Source organism: Pseudooceanicola sp. LIPI14-2-Ac024 (assembly GCF_042188925.1).
Taxonomy (GTDB): domain Bacteria; phylum Pseudomonadota; class Alphaproteobacteria; order Rhodobacterales; family Rhodobacteraceae; genus Pseudooceanicola.
The window spans coordinates 4,220,857-4,241,296 of sequence record NZ_CP170102.1 but is presented as its reverse complement, the minus strand read 5'-3'; the positions used below and the strand labels follow the sequence as shown (position 1 = coordinate 4,241,296).

At 67.1% G+C, this 20,440-nt stretch carries 19 protein-coding genes, 1 tRNA gene and 1 pseudogene; 10 read left to right on the top strand and 11 right to left on the bottom strand.

Annotation, left to right across the window (positions count from 1 at the left end; translation table 11 throughout):
* The first annotated feature begins 4 nt into the window (after nt 1-4).
* The 3 genes from flhB (at nt 5) to ACE2AC_RS20820 (ending at nt 1,725) form a co-directional block, all read left to right on the top strand.
* Nucleotides 5-1,135 carry a flagellar biosynthesis protein FlhB gene (gene flhB, locus ACE2AC_RS20830; protein WP_375689903.1) on the top strand — a complete coding sequence of 377 codons (1,131 nt, stop codon included), beginning with the start codon at nt 5-7 and terminating at the stop codon, nt 1,133-1,135.
* Between the two features lie 61 nt (nt 1,136-1,196).
* Entirely contained in the window at nt 1,197-1,436 is a 240-nt protein-coding gene (locus tag ACE2AC_RS20825; protein WP_375689901.1) for a type II toxin-antitoxin system ParD family antitoxin, read from the top strand.
* Nucleotides 1,429-1,725: a type II toxin-antitoxin system RelE/ParE family toxin gene (locus ACE2AC_RS20820; protein ID WP_375689899.1), complete on the top strand. Its 297-nt coding sequence runs from the start codon at nt 1,429-1,431 to the stop codon at nt 1,723-1,725. The genes ACE2AC_RS20825 and ACE2AC_RS20820 overlap by 8 nt, the downstream gene beginning before the upstream one ends.
* A 403-nt stretch (nt 1,726-2,128) precedes the next feature.
* On the opposite strand, the gene dctP (ACE2AC_RS20815) is transcribed toward ACE2AC_RS20820, so the two are convergent.
* From dctP (ACE2AC_RS20815) to ACE2AC_RS20780, 8 genes and pseudogenes are all read right to left on the bottom strand, one after another.
* A complete protein-coding gene (gene dctP, locus ACE2AC_RS20815; RefSeq protein ID WP_375689897.1) occupies nt 2,129-3,043 on the bottom strand; it encodes a TRAP transporter substrate-binding protein DctP in 915 nt (304 codons plus the stop codon).
* 92 nt (nt 3,044-3,135) lie between these two features.
* Nucleotides 3,136-4,019: pseudogene (locus ACE2AC_RS20810) on the bottom strand (SMP-30/gluconolactonase/LRE family protein).
* Between the two features lie 8 nt (nt 4,020-4,027).
* Nucleotides 4,028-5,917, bottom strand: a complete 1,890-nt coding sequence (locus tag ACE2AC_RS20805; RefSeq protein ID WP_375689895.1) for a bifunctional sugar phosphate isomerase/epimerase/4-hydroxyphenylpyruvate dioxygenase family protein — start codon at nt 5,915-5,917, stop codon at nt 4,028-4,030.
* 5 nt (nt 5,918-5,922) lie between these two features.
* Nucleotides 5,923-7,218, bottom strand: a complete 1,296-nt coding sequence (locus tag ACE2AC_RS20800; RefSeq protein WP_375689893.1) for a TRAP transporter large permease — start codon at nt 7,216-7,218, stop codon at nt 5,923-5,925.
* The gene (locus ACE2AC_RS20795) at nt 7,211-7,732 is read right to left on the bottom strand and encodes a TRAP transporter small permease (protein ID WP_375689891.1); all 522 of its coding nucleotides are present in this window, start codon (nt 7,730-7,732) and stop codon (nt 7,211-7,213) included. The genes ACE2AC_RS20800 and ACE2AC_RS20795 overlap by 8 nt, the downstream gene beginning before the upstream one ends.
* 54 nt (nt 7,733-7,786) lie before the next feature.
* On the bottom strand, nt 7,787-8,773 hold the full coding sequence (dctP, locus tag ACE2AC_RS20790) for a TRAP transporter substrate-binding protein DctP (protein ID WP_375689889.1): 987 nt from the start codon (nt 8,771-8,773) through the stop codon (nt 7,787-7,789).
* A 68-nt stretch (nt 8,774-8,841) separates the two neighbouring features.
* On the bottom strand, nt 8,842-9,828 hold the full coding sequence (gene dctP, locus ACE2AC_RS20785) for a TRAP transporter substrate-binding protein DctP (protein ID WP_375689887.1): 987 nt from the start codon (nt 9,826-9,828) through the stop codon (nt 8,842-8,844).
* A gap of 14 nt (nt 9,829-9,842) precedes the next feature.
* Nucleotides 9,843-10,748 carry a shikimate dehydrogenase gene (locus ACE2AC_RS20780; RefSeq protein WP_375689885.1) on the bottom strand — a complete coding sequence of 302 codons (906 nt, stop codon included), beginning with the start codon at nt 10,746-10,748 and terminating at the stop codon, nt 9,843-9,845.
* A gap of 209 nt (nt 10,749-10,957) precedes the next feature.
* Between ACE2AC_RS20780 and ACE2AC_RS20775 the strand changes: the two genes are divergently transcribed.
* Nucleotides 10,958-12,610, top strand: a complete 1,653-nt coding sequence (locus ACE2AC_RS20775; protein WP_375689883.1) for an alpha/beta hydrolase fold domain-containing protein — start codon at nt 10,958-10,960, stop codon at nt 12,608-12,610.
* Between the two features lie 28 nt (nt 12,611-12,638).
* On the opposite strand, the gene ACE2AC_RS20770 is transcribed toward ACE2AC_RS20775, so the two are convergent.
* Complete coding sequence (locus tag ACE2AC_RS20770; protein ID WP_375689881.1) at nt 12,639-14,234, bottom strand: ArnT family glycosyltransferase; 1,596 nt, start codon at nt 14,232-14,234, stop codon at nt 12,639-12,641.
* Between the two features lie 98 nt (nt 14,235-14,332).
* Here ACE2AC_RS20770 and ACE2AC_RS20765 point away from each other — a divergent pair, with 98 nt between their 5' ends.
* On the top strand, nt 14,333-15,355 hold the full coding sequence (locus ACE2AC_RS20765) for a glycosyltransferase family 2 protein (protein WP_375689879.1): 1,023 nt from the start codon (nt 14,333-14,335) through the stop codon (nt 15,353-15,355).
* A 19-nt stretch (nt 15,356-15,374) separates the two neighbouring features.
* On the opposite strand, the gene ACE2AC_RS20760 is transcribed toward ACE2AC_RS20765, so the two are convergent.
* Together ACE2AC_RS20760 and ACE2AC_RS20755 are read right to left on the bottom strand one after the other, a co-directional pair.
* A complete protein-coding gene (locus ACE2AC_RS20760; RefSeq protein ID WP_375689877.1) occupies nt 15,375-15,683 on the bottom strand; it encodes a hypothetical protein in 309 nt (102 codons plus the stop codon).
* A 115-nt stretch (nt 15,684-15,798) separates the two neighbouring features.
* A tRNA-Thr gene (locus tag ACE2AC_RS20755) sits at nt 15,799-15,873 on the bottom strand.
* A 564-nt stretch (nt 15,874-16,437) separates the two neighbouring features.
* On the opposite strand from ACE2AC_RS20755, the gene ACE2AC_RS20750 reads away from it, so the two are divergent.
* The 5 genes from ACE2AC_RS20750 to ACE2AC_RS20730 are packed head-to-tail and all read left to right on the top strand — an operon-like array spanning nt 16,438 to nt 20,383.
* The gene (locus tag ACE2AC_RS20750; RefSeq protein WP_375689875.1) at nt 16,438-17,442 is read left to right on the top strand and encodes an HEXXH motif-containing putative peptide modification protein; all 1,005 of its coding nucleotides are present in this window, start codon (nt 16,438-16,440) and stop codon (nt 17,440-17,442) included.
* A gap of 40 nt (nt 17,443-17,482) precedes the next feature.
* Entirely contained in the window at nt 17,483-17,635 is a 153-nt protein-coding gene (locus ACE2AC_RS20745; protein ID WP_375689873.1) for a hypothetical protein, read from the top strand.
* Nucleotides 17,628-18,896, top strand: a complete 1,269-nt coding sequence (gene murA / locus ACE2AC_RS20740) for a UDP-N-acetylglucosamine 1-carboxyvinyltransferase (protein WP_375689871.1) — start codon at nt 17,628-17,630, stop codon at nt 18,894-18,896. Before ACE2AC_RS20745 ends, murA begins: the two co-directional genes overlap by 8 nt.
* Nucleotides 18,893-19,366, top strand: coding sequence for a DUF2948 family protein (locus tag ACE2AC_RS20735; RefSeq protein WP_375689869.1), 474 nt, complete (start codon nt 18,893-18,895; stop codon nt 19,364-19,366). The genes murA and ACE2AC_RS20735 overlap by 4 nt, the downstream gene beginning before the upstream one ends.
* A 24-nt stretch (nt 19,367-19,390) precedes the next feature.
* Nucleotides 19,391-20,383 (top strand): M23 family metallopeptidase, encoded by a 993-nt coding sequence (locus ACE2AC_RS20730; protein ID WP_375689867.1) that lies wholly within the window; start codon nt 19,391-19,393, stop codon nt 20,381-20,383.
* The last annotated feature ends 57 nt before the right edge of the window (nt 20,384-20,440 follow it).

Below are 20,440 nucleotides of genomic sequence, written 5' to 3'. Positions count from 1 at the left end.
GGGGATGGCCGAGGGACCAGAAGAGGACAAGGCGAGCAAGACAGAGGAACCGACTCCGCGAAAGCTCCAGAAGGCGCGGGAAAAGGGGGACGTTCCGTCATCGCGCGAGACCAGCAACATGATGGTGGTGATGTCGCTCTTTGCGATCACCGCCTTCCTGATGCCCGTCGTCATCGCGCCGCTCGCCGGGGTGCTCAGGGGCATCTTCGAGATGGCGGGCCAGGTCACCATCGGTGAGGGGGCGACCGGGCTCAAGGACATCGGCACCGTGACATGGATGCTGTCGCGCGGGGTCGGCGTGACCATGGCGCCGGTGCTGGTGGTGATGATCGTCTGCGCGCTGGCCGGCATCGCCATGCAGGGCGAGACGGTGGTGGCGCTGGAGCGGATGAAGCCGAAGCTGAGCAAGATCTCTCCGCTGGCGGGGTTCAAGAAAATCTTTTCGTTCAGCAACCTGGTGGAGTTCTTCAAGAGCCTCGTGAAACTGGCCGTGGTCGGCGCCATCGCCCTGACGATCTGCTACCAGACCGTGATGCAGCTGGCCGAGGTGCAGGGCGTGCTGCCCGAGGCAGTGCCCGACCTCGCGCGGCGGCAGGCGGCCAAGATCCTGCTGATCGTCGCGGTGATCCTGTCCTTCGTGGCCGTGGCCGACGTGGTCTGGAAGCGGTTCGAGTGGCGCAACAAGCAGAAGATGACGATCAAGGAAATCCGCGACGAGATGAAGGAGATCGAAGGCGATCCCCACATCAAGGGCAAGCGGATGCAGATCCGGCGCGAGAAGTCGCGCCAGCGGATGGCGCAGGCGGTGCCGCGCGCGACCGTCGTGCTGACCAACCCGACCCATTTCGCCGTGGCGTTGGAATACAACGGCGACAAGCATTCCGCCCCGGTCTGCGTGGCCAAGGGCGCCGACCTGATGGCGGCGCAGATCCGGAAACTGGCGCGCGAGGCCGAGGTGCCGATCGTCGAGAACAAGCCGCTGGCGCGGGCGCTCTTCGACGTGGCCGAGGTCGACAAGGAAATCCCTGTCGAGCATTGGGAAGCGGTGGCGGCGATCATCGGCTACGTGATCGACCTGGGCAAGAACGTCCGGCGCGAACCGCCGAAGGGGTCGAGCCTGCGGCTGTGGGATTGAGGGCAGGGGCCCTTGCCATGATGGCAAGGATTGCCATATCTTTCAGGCAGGAGGCGCCGCCATGTCCACGATGAACATTTCGCTGCCCGAGCAGATGAAGGCCTGGGTCGAGGCGCAGTCGGCCGACGGGCGCTATGCCAATTCCAGCGACTACGTGCGCGACCTGATCCGACGCGACCAGCAGCGGCAGGCGGCGGTGGCCGAGATCCAGGCCGCGGTCGACGAGGGCCGGGCCAGCGGCGCGGCGCGGCCGTTCGACCGGGCGGCCTTCACGAAGGGGCTGCGGGGCAGGGATGCCTGAGCTGCGGCTCAGGCCGGCGGCTGAGCGCGACCTGCAGGCGATCTGGGAGACCGGGCTGGCGGAGTGGGGCCCGGCGCAGGCCGCGGCCTACCTCGACCGGCTGCTGGACACGCTGGAGCTGATCGCCGCGTTTCCCGACATGGCCCGCCTGCGCGCCGAGATCGCGCCACCGGTCCGCATTCATCCCCATGCCAGCCACCTGGTGATCTACGAGGTCGCGGGCAACGCGGTCGAGGTGATCCGCGTGCTGCACGCCCGGCAGGACTGGGCGGCGTTTCTTTCGGATTAGAGACGAATCCTGTACGCGGCTCGTCGGCCGCGTAATTGGGTTTATGTTAAGAATACCCTAGAGCTTGATGTCGTCCAGGCGCTGGCACTTTTTTCGGCTATCGGCGATTTTTCTGCCGGAGGCCTGTTTTTCAAGGGTTTTTGCCGGGGGATCGGGCAGGTCTCCGCAGGCCCTCGGCATCGCATGGACAACTCGCCGCGGGAATCCCCCTCACATGCCCCAGAGTAAGGTGGCGAAATCGGCTCCGAACGCCCTGAATCGCCCCTCCGACTCGTCCGGATGAAGGGAGACTCGTCCGGAATCGGCCCCAGGCCCCCTCACCGGCGCGACTCGCATCCTTTCAAATGCGAAACGGCCGGTCGTTTCCGACCGGCCGTCCCCTGCCCTGCCCGGTCTCCCGGCCTCAGAGCTTGTTGATCGCGTCGAGCATCCCTTCGGGCCAGTTCTCGGACATCGCGCTTTCGAGGTACATCTTCTGGGCGTGGTCCTGGAACGCCTTCACGTCGGGCGCATAGACCTTGAGGCCCTCGCCCTCGAAGAACTCGACCAGCTCGGCCTCTTGCGCCAGGTACTGTTCGTCCGACCAGGCAGTGGCCTTGTCGGCGGCCGCCTGCAGCGCCGCCTGCTGTTCGGCGCTCAGGCTGTCCCAGACCATCGAGGACACCAGCAGCATGCCGAAGCCCACGTTGTGGCCGGTCATGACGATCTGGTCGGTCACCTCGTAGAACTTCATCGCCTTGTCGTTCGGCAGTGGGTTGTCCTGCCCGTCGACGACGCCCGACTGCAGCGCAGTGTAGAGCTCGGTGTAGGGAATGGGCACCGGGTTGGCCCCGAGCGACTTGCCCAGGAACTGCCAGCTTTCGCCGCCGGGCATCCGGAGCTTCACGCCCTTCATGTCCTCGGGCGTCTTGATCTCCTGGTCGCCACGCAGGTTCACCTGGCGGGTGCCGTAGTAGAACGTGCCGAGGATCTCGACCTTCAGCTTGTCGCGGGCGATTTGCTTCAGCTGCTCACCGACCTCGCTGTCGAAGATCGCCTTGAGGTGCGGCTGGTCGCGAACGACGTAGGCCGCGCCGAGGATGTCGAACTCGGGCGCCTGCTGTGCGAGGTCCGAGGGCGGCAGGCCGGCCATCTGGATGTTGCCGCGCTGCAGGCCGACCAGTTCGGTCCCCTGCTTCATCAGCGTGGCGCCGAAGTAGGGCTTGAAGTCGAAGCTGTCGCCGATCTCGGCGGCGAAGATGTCGGTCATCGCCTTGGAGCGCGGCACGTCGGCCGGGTTCACGTCGGAAAAGATCAGCTCGATCTTGTCCTGGGCCACGGCACCGGCCGCGAGCCCGAGGACGGTCGCGGCGGAAAGCGCCGCGGTCCGGAAGTATGCAGAGAGTCATCATGGACCTCCCTTGGTGCATGTCAGGCGTCGAACAGGTGTTCTTCCGCGCCCTGGCCGACGCCTTCGATGGCCAGAACGGACCCCGCCAGCGGCTCTGCGGCCAGTTGGGCGGGGGTGAGAAACTTGGTGGCTGTGGTGATGAAGAGTGTCTTCAGCCCGGGCCCGCCAAAGCAGAGGCAGGTCGGGTTGGTGACCGGCAGCTGGACCTCGCGGTCGATCCGGCCGTCGGGCGCATAGCGGACCACCTTGCCGCCGCCGAAAAACGCCTGCCAGAGACAGCCGTCGGCATCGACGCAGGCGCCGTCGGGGCGGTGCCCCCGGCGCGGTAGTCGGCGAAGACCTCGCGGTCGGTGACCACGTCGCCCTCGGCGTCGAGGGTCAGGCGGTAGGTCAGGTGGCGGCGGGTGTCGGTAAAATAGACGTGGCGCCCTCCCGGGTCGAACGCTATGCCGTTCGAGACGATCACGTCATCGAACATCCCGGTCATCGTCCCGTCCGGGTCCACCCGGTAGAGGCTGCCGCGCCCGTCCTTGAGACCGTTGTCCATGGTGCCGATCCAGAGCCGCCCGCGCGCGTCGACCCGGCCGTCGTTCAGCCGGGTGTGGGGCATCGCCTCGCCCGGCGTGCTGGCAAAGGGGCCGCCGGTGCCGCTGTCGGGGTCGAGGAGCATCAGGTCGAGGTCGCGCGCCACCAGGTGCCGGCCCGACCGGGTCAGCGCGAGGCTGCCAAGGTAGGTGCCCGGCTGTGCTAGCGCATGGGCCGCACCGGTTGCGGGATCAAGGCGCCAGAGCGTCGGACGCTCGATGTCGATCCACCAGAGCACGTTGGCGCGCGCGTCCCACAGCGGGGTCTCGCCCAGTTGCGCGTCAGCCTTCTGGACGCAGTCGACGGTCGGGGTGGTCATGGGGCCTCTCAGATTTTCGGCATGCCCGGGGCGGGCATCAGGCGGCGCTGCGCCGCGATGCGGAAGGGAGCGTTCGGCGCGCCGTAGCCGCCGTAGCCGTCCTTGCGCTGGACGATTTCAAAGAAGATCCCGTCGCCGAAGCTGCGCGAGTAGATCTGCAGGTACACGCCGCTGGCGTCCTCGTCGTAGAGGATGTTGCCCGCGCGCAGCTTCTCTACGTACGCCGCATCCAGCCCCAGCCGCGCCGAGAGGTCCTCATAGTAGTTCTCGGGCACCGGCAGCGCGGCAAAGCCCCCGGCCTTCAGCGCCTCCGAGGTGGCAAAGATGTCGTCGGTGGCAAAGGCCACGTGCTGAACGGAGGACCCGAAGCTGTCCGCGATGAAGCGACCGGCAAAGGTGCGGTGCGTCTCGGCCCCGTTCAGGGTCACACGCAATGCGCCGTCGAGGGATTCGATCGCCTGGCTGCGGACCAGCCCACCGGGATCGACCACGTCGACGGTCGCCTGCTTCCGGGTTTCAAAGAGCGAGATGTAGAAGAGCGACCAGGTCAACATCTCTTCGTAGTTCATGGTCTGCGCGATATGGTCGATCCGGGTCAGCCCGGCACCCTTCGCCCCGCTGCCATCGACCGGCTTGAACTCGACCTCCCAGACGTCCGACAGCCCGCTTTCGCGGTCGATGAAGTGCAAGAGCCCGCTGCCGACGCCGCGGATGGCGGGGATCTCGAGCTCACCCTGCCCCACCGGCTGCCGGAACGGCGGTGCGCCGAGGGCGGCGGCGCGGTCCACGGTGGCCTGCGCGCTTTCCACGGCCAGCCCCACGTCGCAGATATTCAGCCCGTGGGCGATGTGGGCGGTGTGGGCGAACCCCTCGGGGTCGGTGTTCACCACGATCCGGATCTCGCCCTGCTGCCAGACCTCGACCTGTTTCGCGATGTGCCGTCCGGCCAGCTGGAATCCGAGCGAGGCCAGCAGCGTGCGCAGGCCCGCCGCCTCGTCCTCGTTCGCGGCGAATTCGACAAAGGCCACGCCCTCGGGCCTGATCCGCGGCGGGATGTCCGGAACCTCGACGGCGATCTCGGGCTCGGCCCGATTGACCTGGTCGAGGAGGTAGACCAGCGAGCGGTACCCATCGAGCGCGATGGCCCGGGGGCTGCCGCCCCGGAACTGGTCGTTGAAGACCTCGAGGCTGAAAGGTCCATCATAGCCGGTCGCTGCCACGGCCCGGGTGAAACGGGTGACGTCCAGGTCGCCCTCCCCCGGCATGTTACGGAAGTGACGCGACCAGTAGAGCAAGTCCATCTCGATCATCGGCGCGTCGGCCAGCTGGACGAAGAAGATCTTGTCGCCGGGGATCGACCGGATCGTGTCGGGATCGATCTTTCGGCCCAGCGTGTGGAAACTGTCGACGATCAGCCCGATGTTCGGATGATCGGCGCGGCGCACCACCTCCCAGGCGTCGCGGTGATCCCAGACGTGCTTGCCCCAGGCCAGTGCCTCGTACCCGACGCGCAGGCCGCGCTGTGCCGCCCGTTCGCCAAGCGCGCGGAAATCGCCGGCCATGCGGTCGATGCCGCCAAGCGCCTTGGGATGGACCGAGGAGCAGACCAGCACGAGGTCGGTGCCCAGTTCCTGCATCAGGTCGAACTTGCGCTCCATCCGGTCGAAGGCGCGGGCGCGTTCCGGCTCTGGCAGTCCCTCGAAATCGCGGAACGGCTGGAAGAGCGATATCTCCAGCCCGTGGTCGCGCACCATGGCACCGACCTCGCGCGGGGAGGCGTCGAAGGTGATGAAGTCCTGCTCGAAGATCTCGATCCCGTCGAAACCGGCGGCCGCGATGGCCGCCAGCTTCTCGCGCAGATCGCCCGCGATGCAGACGGTGGCGATCGAGGTCTTCATCCGGCTCATCCCTTGTACCCCAGCAGGCGCGGCAGCCAGAGGACGAAGTCCGGCACGAAGGTGATGATCCCGAGCGCCACGAAGAGCGCCAGCAGGAACGGCAGCAGGTCCTTCACGATCTTGCCCAGCGGTTGCTTGGTGATCGAGGACACGATGAAGAGCAGCAGCCCGTAGGGTGGCGTGATCAGCCCCAGCATCGCGTTCACCACGCAGATCACCCCGAAGTGCACCAGGTCGATGCCCAGCGACTGCGCCGTGGGGATGAAGATCGGCACGATGATCAGCAGGATCGCCCCCGATTCCAGGATGCAGCCCAGCACCAGGAACAGCACGTTGATCGCGATCAGGAAGCCGATCGGCGACAGGTCGTACTGCCCGAGGAAGGCGGCCAGGGCGTCCGGCACGTTTTCTCGGGTGACGACGTACTGGAAGGTCAGCGCGCCCGCGATCAGGATACCGACCGTTGCGGTCGACCGGGCCGAGGACAGCAGCGTCTCGTAGAACTGCCGGGCCGAGACCGAGCGGTAGAACACCACCGAGATCGCCAGCGCGTAGAAGGCAGCGACGGCCGCGGCCTCGGTCGGGGTCATCACCCCGCCGTAGATGCCGCCCAGAAGGATCACCGGCAGCAGCAGCGCCGGGATCGCACGGAAGGTGACGCCGGGCATGTCCCGCAACGGGATCGCCTCGTCTGTCTCGAACCCGCGGCGGTGCGCGATAATCATGTTCATCGCCATCAGCACCACGCCCATCAGCAGGCCCGGCGCCATGCCGGCGGCAAAGAGGTAGCCCACCGACTGGTCCGAGACGAGCGCGTAGAGCACCATCGGGATCGACGGCGGGATGATCGGCCCGATGGTGGCCGAGGCGGCGGTGATCGCGGCGGCGTAGGAGGCGGTGTACTTCCCGTCCTTGGTCATCATGTTGATGATGATCTTGCCCATGCCGACCGCGTCGGCCACGGCCGAGCCCGACATGCCCGAGAAGATCAGGGAGGACACGACGTTGACGTGCCCCAGCCCGCCCTTGAAGCGACCCACCAGCGCCTGAGAGAACCGCAGCAAGCGGTCGGCGAGAGAGCCGATGTTCATGATGTCGGCGGCAAGGATGAAGAGCGGGATGGCCAGAAGCGTGTAGCTGTTGAAGAGGCCCTGCAGCAGCGTCTCGGCAGCGATAGAGGGATCGAATCCGCGCATCGCGAGGTAGACGGTCGAGCCGCAGATCATCGCGAGGCCCATCGAGAGCCCGCCGAGGGCGAGGAAAGCGATCAGGACGATCGCAGCGGTAAACGGATCAATCATAGTCGTGGGTTCCCGCCGTCTTGGGCGTGTCGAAGGCCGGACCGGTGCCGGTGAGGCCGCGCCAGATGCTCATCCCGCAGCGGATGACCACCGAGATCATGAAGGGCATGTAGATGGCGAAGACCCAGTCGAAGGGGATCTTCATGTAGGCGGTCTTTTCGATTGCCATGAACTGGATGTAGCCCCAGACCGCCGGCATCGACCAGATGAAGATCGCCGCGCAGATCGTGCCGGTGATGACGTCCAGCGCCCGGCGCGCCCAGCGGGGCAGCGCGACGTAGAGGATGTCGAGCCGGATGACATCCGCCTCGCGCACCACGAAGGCATAGCCAAAGAGGATGCCCCAGAGCCAGGCGATCGACACGAACTCCACCGTCCAGCCGAGCGGCAGGTTCAGCAGGTAGCGAAAGACGATCTGGATCAGGAAACTGACGAACAGCGCGCCGAGGATCAGCGCGAGGATGTTCTCGGCCCGGTGGTAGAGCCAGTCGATGATGGGTTTCAGGCGGTCCATTCTGCCCCCGTGTCTTGCAGGAGGGACCCGGGCCTTGCCGGGTCCCGGCCGGTGTTACAGGCCGTTGATCTGTTCAAGCAGACCCTCGGGCCAATCGTCGGAGAATTTCGAGGTCTTGTAGACGCCTAGGACGTGGTCCCGGAACGCGGCGGTGTCAGGTTCATAGACCTTCAGCCCCTCGTCCTCGAAAAAGCTGCGCAGCTCTTCTTCCTGGGTCAGCACGAACTCGGCCATGTCGTTCTCGAATTGGTCGGCGCAGCCCTGGAGGGTCTGCTGCTGATCGGCGGTCAGGCTGTCCCATTTCGAGCGCGACACGGCAAAGACGTTGTTCGACATGCGGTGGCCGGTCAGGACGATCTGGTCCGTCACCTCGTAGAACTTCATCGACTTGTCGGTCGGCAACGGGTTGTCCTGCCCGTCGATCGCCCCGGTCTGCAGCGCGGTATAGACCTCGGTGAAGGCGAGCGGCGTCGGGTTGGCGCCAAGCGCCTCGCCCAGGAACTGCCAGCCCTCGCCGCCGGGCATCCGCAGCTTGATCCCCGCCAGGTCTGCGGGTGTCATGATCGTCTTGTCGCCGCGGATGTTCACGTGGCGTGTGCCGATATAGGGCCAGGCGAGGATCTTGATCCCGGTCTTGTCCTCCATCGTCGCGACAAGGCCGTCGAGCACGTCGCTGTCATAGACCTTGCGCATGTGGTCGACGTCGCGGAAGAGGTACGCCGTGCCGAGAATAGAGGCCTCGGGCACCTGGTTGTAGAAATCGAAGATGGCGAGGTTCGCCATGTCGAGGTTGCCGCGCTGCATGGCGGTCAGCTCGGTCCCCTGCTTGACCAGGGTGGCGCCGTGGTACGGCGTGAAATCGAAGGCCGCGCCCAGGCAGCCGGCAAAGCCCTCGTCCAGCACCGCGCTGCGCGGATCGGCGGCGGCGACGGTGTCGGAATAGATGAGTGTCGGTGCGTCCTGCGCCAGGGCCGTGGCCGCCGCGGTTATGCCGATGAAGGCGGCCGTGACGATCCCCCCGAGGCCTTTTTCCAAGGTCATGATTTTTCCTCCCATATATATAGTGTGGAAACGCGACCCCCGCCCCAACCGGGGGCCGCGTCCCGGCCTCAGAGCCCGTTGATGCGATCGAGCAGCCCGTCCGGCCAGTCACTGGAGAACTTGGAGTTCTGGAACACCTCGAGGACGTGGTCCCGGAACGCCTTCTTGTCGGGCTCGTAGACATCAAGCCCCTCGCCGCGGAAGAACTCGACCAGCTCGGCTTCCTGTTCGATGGTGTTCGCATCGAGCGCCTTCTGGAATTCGAGGGCGCATTCCTGCACCTTCGCCTGCTGTTCCTCGTTCATTGAGTCCCACTTCTGCTTGGACATCGAGAAGACGTTCGCCGCGATCAGGTGCCCGGTCAGGATGATCTGGTCGGTGACCTCGTAGAACTTCATCTGCTTGTCGGCGGGCAGCGGGTTGTCCTGCCCATCCACGGCGCCGGTCTGCAGCGCGGTGTAAACCTCGGTAAAGGCCAGCGGCGTCGGGTTCGCGCCAAGCGCCTCGCCGACGAACTGCCAGCCCTCGCCGCCAGGCATCCTCAGCTTGACGCCTTCGAGGTCGGCGGGCGTCATGACCTTCTTGTCGCCCCGGATGTTGACGTGCCGGGTGCCGATGTAGGGCCAGGCGAGAACCTTGATGTTGGTGGCCTCTTCCATCTTGCCGATCAGGTCGTCCAGCACGTCGCCGTCATAGACCGCGCGCATGTGGTCGTAATCCCGGAAGAGGTAGGCCGTGCCGAGGATCGAGGTCTCGGGCACCTGGTTGTAGAAGTCGAAGATGGCGAGCGCTGCCATGTCGAGGTTGCCGCGCTGCATGGCGGTCAGTTCGGTGCCCTGCTTGAAGAGCGTCGCGCCGAAGTAGGGCTTGAACTCGAACCCTTCGCCAAGGCAGCCGGAAAAGACCTCGCGCAGGATGGTCGACCGGCGGTCGGTTTCCTGGACCGTGTCGGAATAGACCAGTTCGACCTTGTCCTGTGCGGTGACCGCCCCGGCGCCAAGCGCAAGGGTCAGCACCGCACCGCACAGGGCCGATGTGACTTTCAAATGCTTCATGTTTTCCTCCCGTTTCAAGTTTGCGGGGCGCTGTCGCGTCCCGGGTCGAACGAACGGAATGCCTCCCACATCCGTTCGGTATTCGGTTCCAGCCCTGTAAAGAGCCGGAAGGCGCGCGACGCCTGGAACAGCGCCATGCCCGAGCCGGGCAGCACCTTGCAGCCAAGCGCCTTGGCGCTCCGCAGCAATTCGGTTTCCAGCGGCAGATAGACGATGTCGCCGACCCAGAGTTCGGGCCGCAGGTCGGCGGCGGACACCGGCATGCCGGGATGTTTCGCCATGCCCATGGGCGTGCAGTTCACCAGCCCCTGCGCCGTGGCGATGGCGGCCGAAAGATCGGTCGCGACCTCGGCCCGCGCAGCCCCGTAGTGGTCGACCAGCGTCGCCACGAGGTCGGCCGCCATGTCGCCGGACAGGTCGCTGACCACCAGCGTGCCGACCCCGGCATCGAGAAGCGCGTGCGCCACAGCTCCGCCGGCACCGCCGGCCCCGATCATCACGACCCGGTCGCGCGGCGCGTCCGGCAAGCCCTGCCGCAGGCTCTCGCCGAACCCCCAGTGGTCGGTGTTGTGGCCGAACCGCTTGCCGTCCCGGAACACCACCGTGTTCACAGCACCAACGTTGCGCGCGGCATCCGACAACTCGTCGATGGCGGGGATCACGGCGCGCTTGAACGGATAGGTGACGTTCATCCCGTTGAAGCCCTCGCCCTCGATCAGGTCGAGCAGCGCGTGCGGGTCCTCGGGCAGGTCGCGCACCTGCGAATCGATCAGCCGGTAGTCGTAGGCCAGGCCAAGCGCTTCGGCCGCCGCCATGTGCATCCGCGGGGTCCGCGATGCGGCGATGCCCTGCCCCAGCAGGCCAATGCGCACGGGCTTGTCGCTGTTGGTCGACACGTCGGCTGTCGCGTTCTGCGGCACGTCTTGCGCTCCTCCCCTGACCGCCTCCTCCGGCGGTGTCTTGACGGCACATTGTTCCATGCGGTTAATTATGTCAACGAATTGTTCGCTGCGGTTCAAAATGCTCTGATAGGGCCGAGTCGCAGCAGCCTGCATCGTCGATGCGGGTTTCGGTCGGGACGGGATTCGCGGTATCCCCGCGGAACCGGGCTGGCGAAGGGAGGATCAGGATGGGCGAGGCGATCTCGGGCAATGGCTCGGGCGAAACCCAGCGACGCGGTTGGAAGCAGGATCCGGACGCCGTCCGGCGCAATATCCTGCAGATCGCGCGCGAGGTCTTTGCCGCGCAGGGCCTGTCGGGCGGCCGCATCGACGAGATCGCGGCGCGAACGCGCACGTCGAAACGGATGATCTATTACTACTTCGGCGACAAGGACACGCTCTATCGCGCCGTGCTGGAAGACGCCTACAGCCGCATGCGGCAGGGCGAGGACGCGCTGCACCTGGGGGAGCTGAACCCGGTGCAGGCGCTGCGCCAGCTGGCCGAGTTCACCTTTGATCACCACCGCCACAACACCGACTTCGTCCGCCTGGTGATGATCGAGAACGTGCACGAGGGCGCGCACATGTCCGGGTCCGAAGCGATCGCGGGGCAGAACTCCTCGGTCATCCGCCTGCTCGAGGACATCTATCGCCGCGGGGTCGAGGACGGGCTCTTCCGGCGCGGGCTGACGGCGCTGGAGCTGCACTGGCACATCTCGGCGGTGTCGGTCTTCAACGTGTCGAACCGCGCGACGTTCTCGAAGATCTTCGGGGACGAGCTGTTCACCGAACGCGGGCAGCACATGCTGCGCCGTCACGTCGGCGACATGATCCTCGGCCTCGTGATGAAGCCGGGCCTGTCCGCCGAAAGCGAATTGCCACGACCAAGGGAGGAGGCACGCATGATCAACCCGGATATCTTCCGGTTCCTCGAAGTGTGGGAGGACAAGTGGTCCACCCTCGGCCCCGATGCCACGCCCGCCGACCGGCGGCGTCACTTCGAAGGCATCGCGCGCGACATGCGCCTGCCGACCCCGCCCGAGGTCGAGACGGACGAAGAGCACTGGATCGACAGCGACGGCGGCCCCGTCCGGGTGCGGATCTTCCGCCATTCTAGCGGCGGCACCCAACCCGCGCTGATCTACATGCACGGCGGGGCCTGGATGCAGGGCAGCCCCGAAACGCATTGGGACATCACCGCGCGGATCGCCGGATGGAACCGGCAGACCGTCATCTCGGTCGACTACGCGCTGGCCCCCGAACACCCCTTCCCCGCCGCTTACCTGCAGGTGCTGGCGGTCGCGAAATGGGCCCATGCGCAGGCCGATACCCTCGGGATCGACCCCAAGCGGATAGCCATCGGCGGCGATTCCGCGGGCGGCAACCTGGCCGCCGCGGTGGCCGTGACCTGCCGGGACGAGGGCGTGCCGCTCTATGCCCAATTGCTGATCTACCCGGCCTGCGATTTCGACCGCTCGCGCCCGTCCTATGCCGAGAATGCCGAGGGGCCTCTCCTCAAGGTCGCGGGAATGGCCGCAACGAACGCGCTCTACTGCGCGGATGTCGACCAACTGCGCACCGATCCGCGCATCGCCCCTCTGGCCGCCGACAGCCACGCGGGCCTGCCGCCGACCTACGTGGCCGTGGCGAAATACGATCCCCTGCGTGACAGCGGGCTGGCCTATGTCGAAAAGCTGCAGGCCGACGGCGTGCCGGTCACATCACACGGCGGTGACGGGCTGATCCACGGCTACCTGAGGGCGATGGAATACTGCGCCGACAGCGAGGACCGCCTGCGCGAGATGTGCGCATGGCTCAAGGGCGTCCCGGCGCTCGACTGACCTCTGGCCATCGGCCGCGCCGACTCATTCAGGGCCCCGGCGCGGCCCCTGCCCGGTCCTCCCGCAGCTCGTAGAGCTTGAAGCGCGGGCGGGTTTCGACAAGGTCGTAGTTGTCGGACAGGAACGCCTCAAGCGCGGGAAACGCCGCCAGCATCTCTTCGGAATCGCGTTCGTTGTAGGTCACCCATGGCGTGGCATCGTCCACCTGCACCACGAACTGGTCCGGCGGATCGGCCCGCAACCGTTCCAGCAGGTCGGCGGTGTAACGTCCGTCGTAGTAGTCGAGGAGGAACGGCCAGGAATAGGGATAGCGATAGCGTGGCGGCTCTCCGGCCAGGAAGTAGAGCATCGTGCCATATCCCCAGACGAACAGACCATCACCCGGCTTGCGCCGCGCCTTGAGGATTTCGGCGAATTCGAGGTTCGCCTCGACATCGAAATCCGAGCCCTTGCGCACCAGCCCGGCAAAGGTCGCCGCCGGGTCAGACGTGCGCAGCGCCGCCAGCGCCACCGCATCCGTCCGCGCGGCCTGGCTGGGCAGGAACAACGCCAGCATCGCCAGGGCAAGCGCCGCGCGCCGCTGGCCCGTGCGCGGCAGCAGGCCGGTGAGCCATGCCAGCGCGATTCCGATCAGGTAGGCATAGGCCGGCACCATCGGCAGGTAGTGATAGGGAAACCCCTTGCCCTGCACATGACCCGAGACCCAGCCGGCACCGACCCATAGCCCCCCGATGACCAGCGGCAGGGCACGCCCCTCCCCGCGCCAGATTGCGATGGCCCCCGCCAGCCCCGACAGCGCCAGCAGCACAAGGTAGGTCGAGGGCATGCCGATCAGCGCGACCTCGGCCAGCAGGCCGGGCGCGTCGTCCGGCGCATAGGCGACGTAGCCCCGTATGAAATCCTGGATCTCGACAAAAGGGGCCCAGGCCCCGGCGGCCGCCATCGCCCCGCCGATCACGACCAGAACTGCCAGCCCGCCCAGCGTCACGGCCACGAAGTCCGAGAACCTGAAGCGTTCGCCATCGCGCCCGATCCAGCCCGCCAGCAGCGGCGCAAAGACCAGGATGCCGACACCGCCGATGGTGTACTTCAGCGCGAAGGCCAGCCCCATCACCGCACCTGCCCCGGCCATCAGCGCAAGCCGCGCCGTGCCTGCCCGTGCCCAGCCGAGGGCCATCAGCAGCAGCGCGGGCACCACCAGCATCCCCGCCCAGCCGTCGGTCTGCGCATGTGCCCAGAAGCCGTAGCTGTAGTAGAGCACCGCCCATCCGAAGGCCGCGGCCACGCCAAAGGCCCGCCCCAGCCGCAGCGCCCGGCCCAACCCGACAAGTGCCAGCGCGGTCAGCGTGGCAAACAGAAGGTCCAGCGCCCGGATCGCCATCATCGAATGGCCGAACAGCGCCTGCGACAACCAGTGCACCCCGGTCGTCAGGGGCGGCTTCATGTTGAACACGTCGCGGTAGGTGGTCAGCCCGTCGTTCAGGCCAAAGGCGATGGTCGCATGGATGCCCTGGTCGCGGCCGAAGGGTTCGAGCAGTTCGTACCATCCGATCAGCGGCACGATCAGGGCCGCAAAGGCATAGGCCCAGACCCAGCCCGCACGGGCGGGTCGGGTGCCTGTCAATGTCGTGCTCGCCTGCGTTGCGTCCAAAAAATGTCCCTTTTGCGCGTCAGGTTACCCAGCAACGACCGGCTGCAACAGCCGAAATGAACGGGGCACGCATGACCATCGAAACCGGGATCACTTCGGGCAACACCCGCGGCACGGCACGGCCGGGCTCGGCGACGGTGTCGATCGTCGTGCCGTTCCTCGACGAATGCGCCACGCTGGCGACGCTGCACGACCGCGTGCGCGCGGTGATGGAACGCACGGGGCGCCGGTGGGAGCTGATCATGGTCGACGATGGCAGCCGCGATGGCGGCGACCGCGTGGCGGCCGACCTCGCGCAGGCGCATCGCAACGTCACCCTCATCCGGTTCATGCGGAACTTCGGCAAGGCCGCCGCGCTGTCCGCCGGTATCGCCCGCGCCCGGGGCGAGGTGATCGTGACCATGGATGCCGACCTGCAGGACGACCCCGACGAGATCCCGCGCTTCCTGGCCGAAATCGACGCCGGGCACGAGGTCGTTTCGGGCTGGAAACAGCTGCGACACGACCCGCTTGGCAAGACGCTGCCCTCGCGCGTGTTCAATCGGGTGACCGCCCGGCTCTTCGAGGTGGACCTGCATGACATCAACTGCGGCTTCAAGGCCTACAGCCGCCGCGCCGCCAAGTCGCTGAACCTCTACGGAGAGCTGCATCGCTTCACCCCTGCCCTGCTCAAGGCCGTGGGATATGACTGCACCGAGATCGCGGTGACCCACCATGCCCGCGCGCATGGCCAGTCGAAGTACGGCGCGACGCGGATGGTGAAGGGGTTGCTCGACCTCGGGACCGTGAAACTGCTGACCCGCTACCAGTCGCGGCCGCTGCACTTCTTCGCCAAGATCGGCCTGCCGCTGCTGCTGCTGGGCCTCGGCTTCATCTTCTATCTCTCGGTGCTCTGGGTGCTGGGCCTCGGCCCGATCGGGACACGGCCACTGCTCTTCATCGGCATCCTGCTAACGGTGACGGGCACCCAGATCCTCGGTGTCGGGCTGGTGGCGGAACTGCTGCAGGCCTCGGGCCTGAAAGAGCGGGACAAGTACGTGATCGACGAAACCGTCTCGCACGGCAATGCGCAGGTGACGGAAACCGCGCTCTGACGCGCCCCCGTCGCGGCACCTAGCCGACCGGACCGGCCGCGCCCGCGCCGTCGCGGCGGCGGATCAGCCAGATGTTGTAGAGCATCAGCAGCAGCGTCGATCCCATCAACAGCGTGATCGAGACCGATCCGCTGCGGATCCCCTCGACCGTCAGCAGCGCCGAGGCGAGCGCCCGCAGGACAAAGAAGCTTTGAGAGACAACCGCCGTGCCCGCGCGTTTCGACTGCCAGGCCTGCAAGAGCCACGATCCAAAGAAGATCGCCCCGCCAAGAAAGCCGACGGTTTCCTCGGCCAATGCCTGTCGTGCCGTGTCCCAAACTGCCTGCATCACGCGCCCCATCTCCGCTTTTGTGCGGCAGACTGGTCCAGTTGGCCAACGCGATCAACCGCCGAACGCCAGACGGCCGGTGCAGATAGTGTCTGGATGTCGGGGGGGGGTAGGATGGTGCCGCAGGGGAGGATTGAACTCCCGACCTCACCCTTACCAAGGGTGCGCTCTACCACTGAGCTACTGCGGCGTCGGTGGAGGGCCTTTTAACCGAAGTGCGACGGAGTGCAAGTGCTTTGCTGCGGCGACTTTGGGGAAAGTCCAAGGCGCCGCCACAGCCCGAACATCGCACACCGCCATGAGCGACCGCGCGGCCTGTCCACATGCGCCGGACCCTGCGTTGCCACGGCAAAATCGGCCTTGGGTCCGACCAAAGATCGGAGCCTCTGCGGGGCGGATCGGGCGGCAGGAGGCCGTTGCCCGGATCGTGGCTGACCCGAACCTTGTGGTCCAACTCTCTCGCCCATCGAAATCGATTCGTGTTGTCCGGTGACCTGCGTCCTGATCGCGCAGGCCTCCGACGGCGGCGTCCCGCCGCACGACCACATTGACTCGGCTCAAATAGTTCATGCTAGGCTCATATTTACCATAGGTAAACAAAACGAGAGGGGAAACGGTCATGACGATAAAGGGGTTCGACCCGACGGGATGTAGCGCGGCGCAGTCGGTCGTCGGCCGGCAGGAGGGAACGGGGATGGGCGACATCCCGGCAAGATAGGACCGCCCGCAGCGCGGGCGAACGGGGCCTCCCACCATGACCGACAACGACGCGGTGCCCTTTCCGCCACCCGACGAGGTGTGCTTTGCCTTTCCGCCCGATCCGGGCCGGGCACGGGCGCTCGACACCCGCATGCACCTGGCGCTGGCCGGGTCGCTGTCGCGACTGGCCGAGGCGCTCGCGGCGCCCTGCCCCTCGGCCTCGGCCGGGCTGGCGGCGGCCGCGGACGGGCTGCGCAGCGGCCGCAGGGTCGGCCCCGACGGGTTCGCGCGCGCCCACGAGATCGCGGCACGTGGGCAGGTCCGGGACCTCTCCGCCCTGTCCGACCAAGTGACCGCCCTGTCCGCCGCCATCGCGCGCGGCCGTGCCCCGTTCGCGGTGACGGCACGCGGCGCTTCAGGCGAGATCGACGCCCTCATGAACCTGCGCATGGGCAAGGCGGCCGCCAATTTCGCCCCGGTGGTGCACGGAGAGGCCGCGGGCCTCGCCAATGGGATCACCTCGGCTCTGGCACTGATGCGGGATGCCCTGCCTGCCCTGCATGGCGAAATCACCGGCATCGTGCACCACGTCGTCGTGGCACGCGCGCCTGACGGGATCGAGAGAGCGGTCGCCAGCGCCTCGCATGACCAGTTCTGGGGCCTCATGCTGCTGAACCCGGACCTTCTCCGCACCCCGTTGCAGTCGGTCGAGGGGCTGGTCCACGAGGCCGCGCACATGTTCCTTTACGGGCACATGGTGGACGAGCCTCTGGTGCTGAACCCGGATGCTGAACGCCACCCCACGCCCCTCACCGCCGCCCCGTCCCCGATGCACGACATCTTTCACGCCACATACGTCGCCGCCCGGACGGCCTGGGCGATGGATGCCCTGGCCGGAAGCGGCCGCCTGACCGCCGAAGAGCGTGCCGCCGCGCGCGCTGCGGCCACCACGGCCCGGGACCGTTTCGCCGACGGAATGGCGGTGATCGACCTCCATGGCCGGCTGACCGGCAGCGGGCAGGCCCTGATCGAGGGCGCGCGTGACTGGATCCGGGGCTGATCCGCTGGACCTGACGCGGGCGAAGCCTTAAATCTCGGTCATGAACGACAAGACCAGGACCGGGACGTCGCGGGACGAGCGGCTGAAGCAAGCGCTGAAAGCGAATATCGCCCGCCGCAAGGCGCAGGCGAAAGCGCGCGCCCGGGACGACGAGGCAGAGACAGGCAAGGACGAGGACCACAACGATGGATAGAATCGTGGTGCGCGGCAACGGGCCGCTGAACGGGCAGATTCCGATTGCCGGGGCCAAGAACGCGTGCCTGACGCTGATGCCGGCGACGCTTCTCAGCGAAGAGCCGCTGACGCTGACCAACGCGCCGCGCCTCAGTGACATCGCGACGATGAGCGCGCTGCTGCGGTCGCTGGGGACCGAGATCACGTCGATGCAGGACGGCAAGGTGCTGGCGATGTCGAGCCATGGCCTCGACAACCACAAGGCCGACTACGACATCGTGCGCAAGATGCGCGCCTCGATCCTCGTGCTGGGGCCGATGCTGGCCCGCGAGGGCCACGCCATCGTCTCGCTGCCCGGCGGCTGCGCCATCGGCGCACGGCCGGTGGACCTGCACCTCAAGGCGATGGAGGCGCTCGGCGCCGAGATGGACCTGCGCGACGGCTATGTCCATGCCACCGCCCGGGGCGGACTCAAGGGCGGCAAGATCGACTTTCCCTTCGTCTCGGTCGGTGCGACCGAGAACGCGCTGCTGGCCGCGAGCCTTGCCAAGGGCACGACCGTCATCACCAACGCCGCGCGCGAGCCCGAGATCGTCGACCTCGTGCACTGCCTGCGACGCATGGGGGCACAGATCGAGGGCGAAGGCACCTCGACCATCACCATCCAGGGCGTGGACCGGCTGGGCGGCGCGACGCATCCCGTCGTCGTCGACCGGATCGAGCTGGGCACCTACATGCTCGCCCCCGCGATCTGCGGCGGCGAGGTGGAACTGCTGGGCGGACGGATCGACCTGATCGGCGCCTTCTGCGAAAAGCTCGACGCCGCCGGGATCAGCGTCCGGGAATCCGACAACGGCCTGACGGTTGCACGCAAGAACGGGCGCACCAAGGCCGTCGACGTGACGACCGAGCCGTTCCCCGGCTTTCCCACTGACCTCCAGGCCCAGATGATGGCGCTGCTCTGCACCGCCGACGGGACCTCCGTTCTGGAAGAGAAGATTTTCGAGAACCGCTTCATGCACGCGCCTGAACTCCAGCGGATGGGGGCGCATATCGACGTGCACGGCGGCACCGCGACGGTGACCGGGGTGGAAACGCTGAAGGGCGCGCCGGTCATGGCGACCGACCTGCGTGCCTCGGTGTCGCTGATCCTCGCCGGGCTTGCGGCCGAAGGCGAGACGGTGGTCAACCGGGTCTACCACCTCGACCGCGGCTACGAGCATGTCGAGGACAAACTGTCGGCCGTCGGGGCCAAGATCGAAAGGGTACACGGGGAATGAGCAACGACGCGCGTTTCGAAGACGGGGCGGAAAAGCCGCTGAACCTCGGCGCGCTCGATGCCGAAGACCTGACCGTGATCTCGGCGCTGGCGCAGGACGCGGTCTTTCCCGCGACCGAGATGCTGTGGCGCCCGAACGACCGGCGCTTTGCCCTGCTGCTGAACCGCTTCCGCTGGGAGGACGACGGCCGCGACCAGCATGGCGCCGAACGCGTGCAGGCGGTGCTGGTGGTCGAGAACGTGACCGCCGTCGCCAGCCAGGGGATCGACCCCAAGGACGGAGACACGATCCTGTCGCTCCTGTCGGTCACCTTCGAACCCGGCCCGGAAGAGCCCGGCGGCTACGTCCTGCTGACGCTCGCAGGCGACGGCGGCATCCGCCTTGCGGTCGAAGCGCTCGAACTGCGGCTGCGCGATGTGACCCGCCCCTACCGCGCCCCGTCAGGTCACGTGCCCGGCCACGAAGGTTAGGGGCGCCCCAGAACTGAGGTGACGATGCCGCGCTGGTCGATCATCCCGGCGTGCGTGATCGCCGCCCTGCCCCAGGCCACCGCCGCCGACACGCTGAGCCGAGGCCGCGACATGGCCACCTGGTTCCTGCAGGGTGACATCACACCGATCTGGGACGCGATGACCGCCGAGATGCAGGCAATCCTCGGCAGTCCGAACGCCCTTGACCAGGTCCGGAAGGACCTGGCGTCGGTGCTTGGCCCTGAGACCGGTGTCGCGGCGGAATGGGCGATGCCCTACGCGGCCTACGAGATCTACGAACGCTTTGCCCGGCACGGCGAGGACGGGCCCCTGGCCAAGCTGACGATCGCCTTCGACGCGGAAGGCCGCATCGCCGGGTTTCACGTCACGCCGCAGGCCGGACCGGCGGACAGTCCGAACCTAACCTACCGGACCAGGACCGAACTGCGCCTGCCGGTCGAGGGGCCGTGGCTGGTCTACTGGGGCGGCCGGTCGGTTGACCGCAACTACCACGCCGTGGACCCGGGACAGCGCTTTGCCCTCGACCTCTTCATGATGCGGGACGGGCGCGATCACAGCGGCGATCCCGGCGACGTGACGCGCTACCACTGCTGGGACGCGCCCATCCTTGCCCCGGCGGGGGGCACCGTCGTGCGCGCGACGGACGGGCTGCCGGACAACGCCATCGGGGAACGCGATCCGCAGAACCCGGGAGGCAACCACGTGGTCATAGATTTCGGCAACGGCGAATATGGCTTCCTCGCCCACCTCCGGCAGGGCAGCGTCGCGGTCCGGCCGGGCGACACGGTGAAATCCGGCGACCACCTCGGGCGTTGCGGCAACAGCGGCAACTCCTCGGCCCCGCACCACCACTTCCACCTCCAGACGACGCCCGACCTGGGGCGGGGCCTGGGGCTGCCCGCGAAGTTCAACGACTACCGTGCGGACGGCGACCACGTGGCTCGCGGCGAACCGGAGCGCGGCCAGACCGTGGAACATGCAGGCCCCGCACGCTGAACCGGCGAACCGGAAAACACGGGCGCCGCGCCCGCGTCCGGTTGACGCCTTGACCCG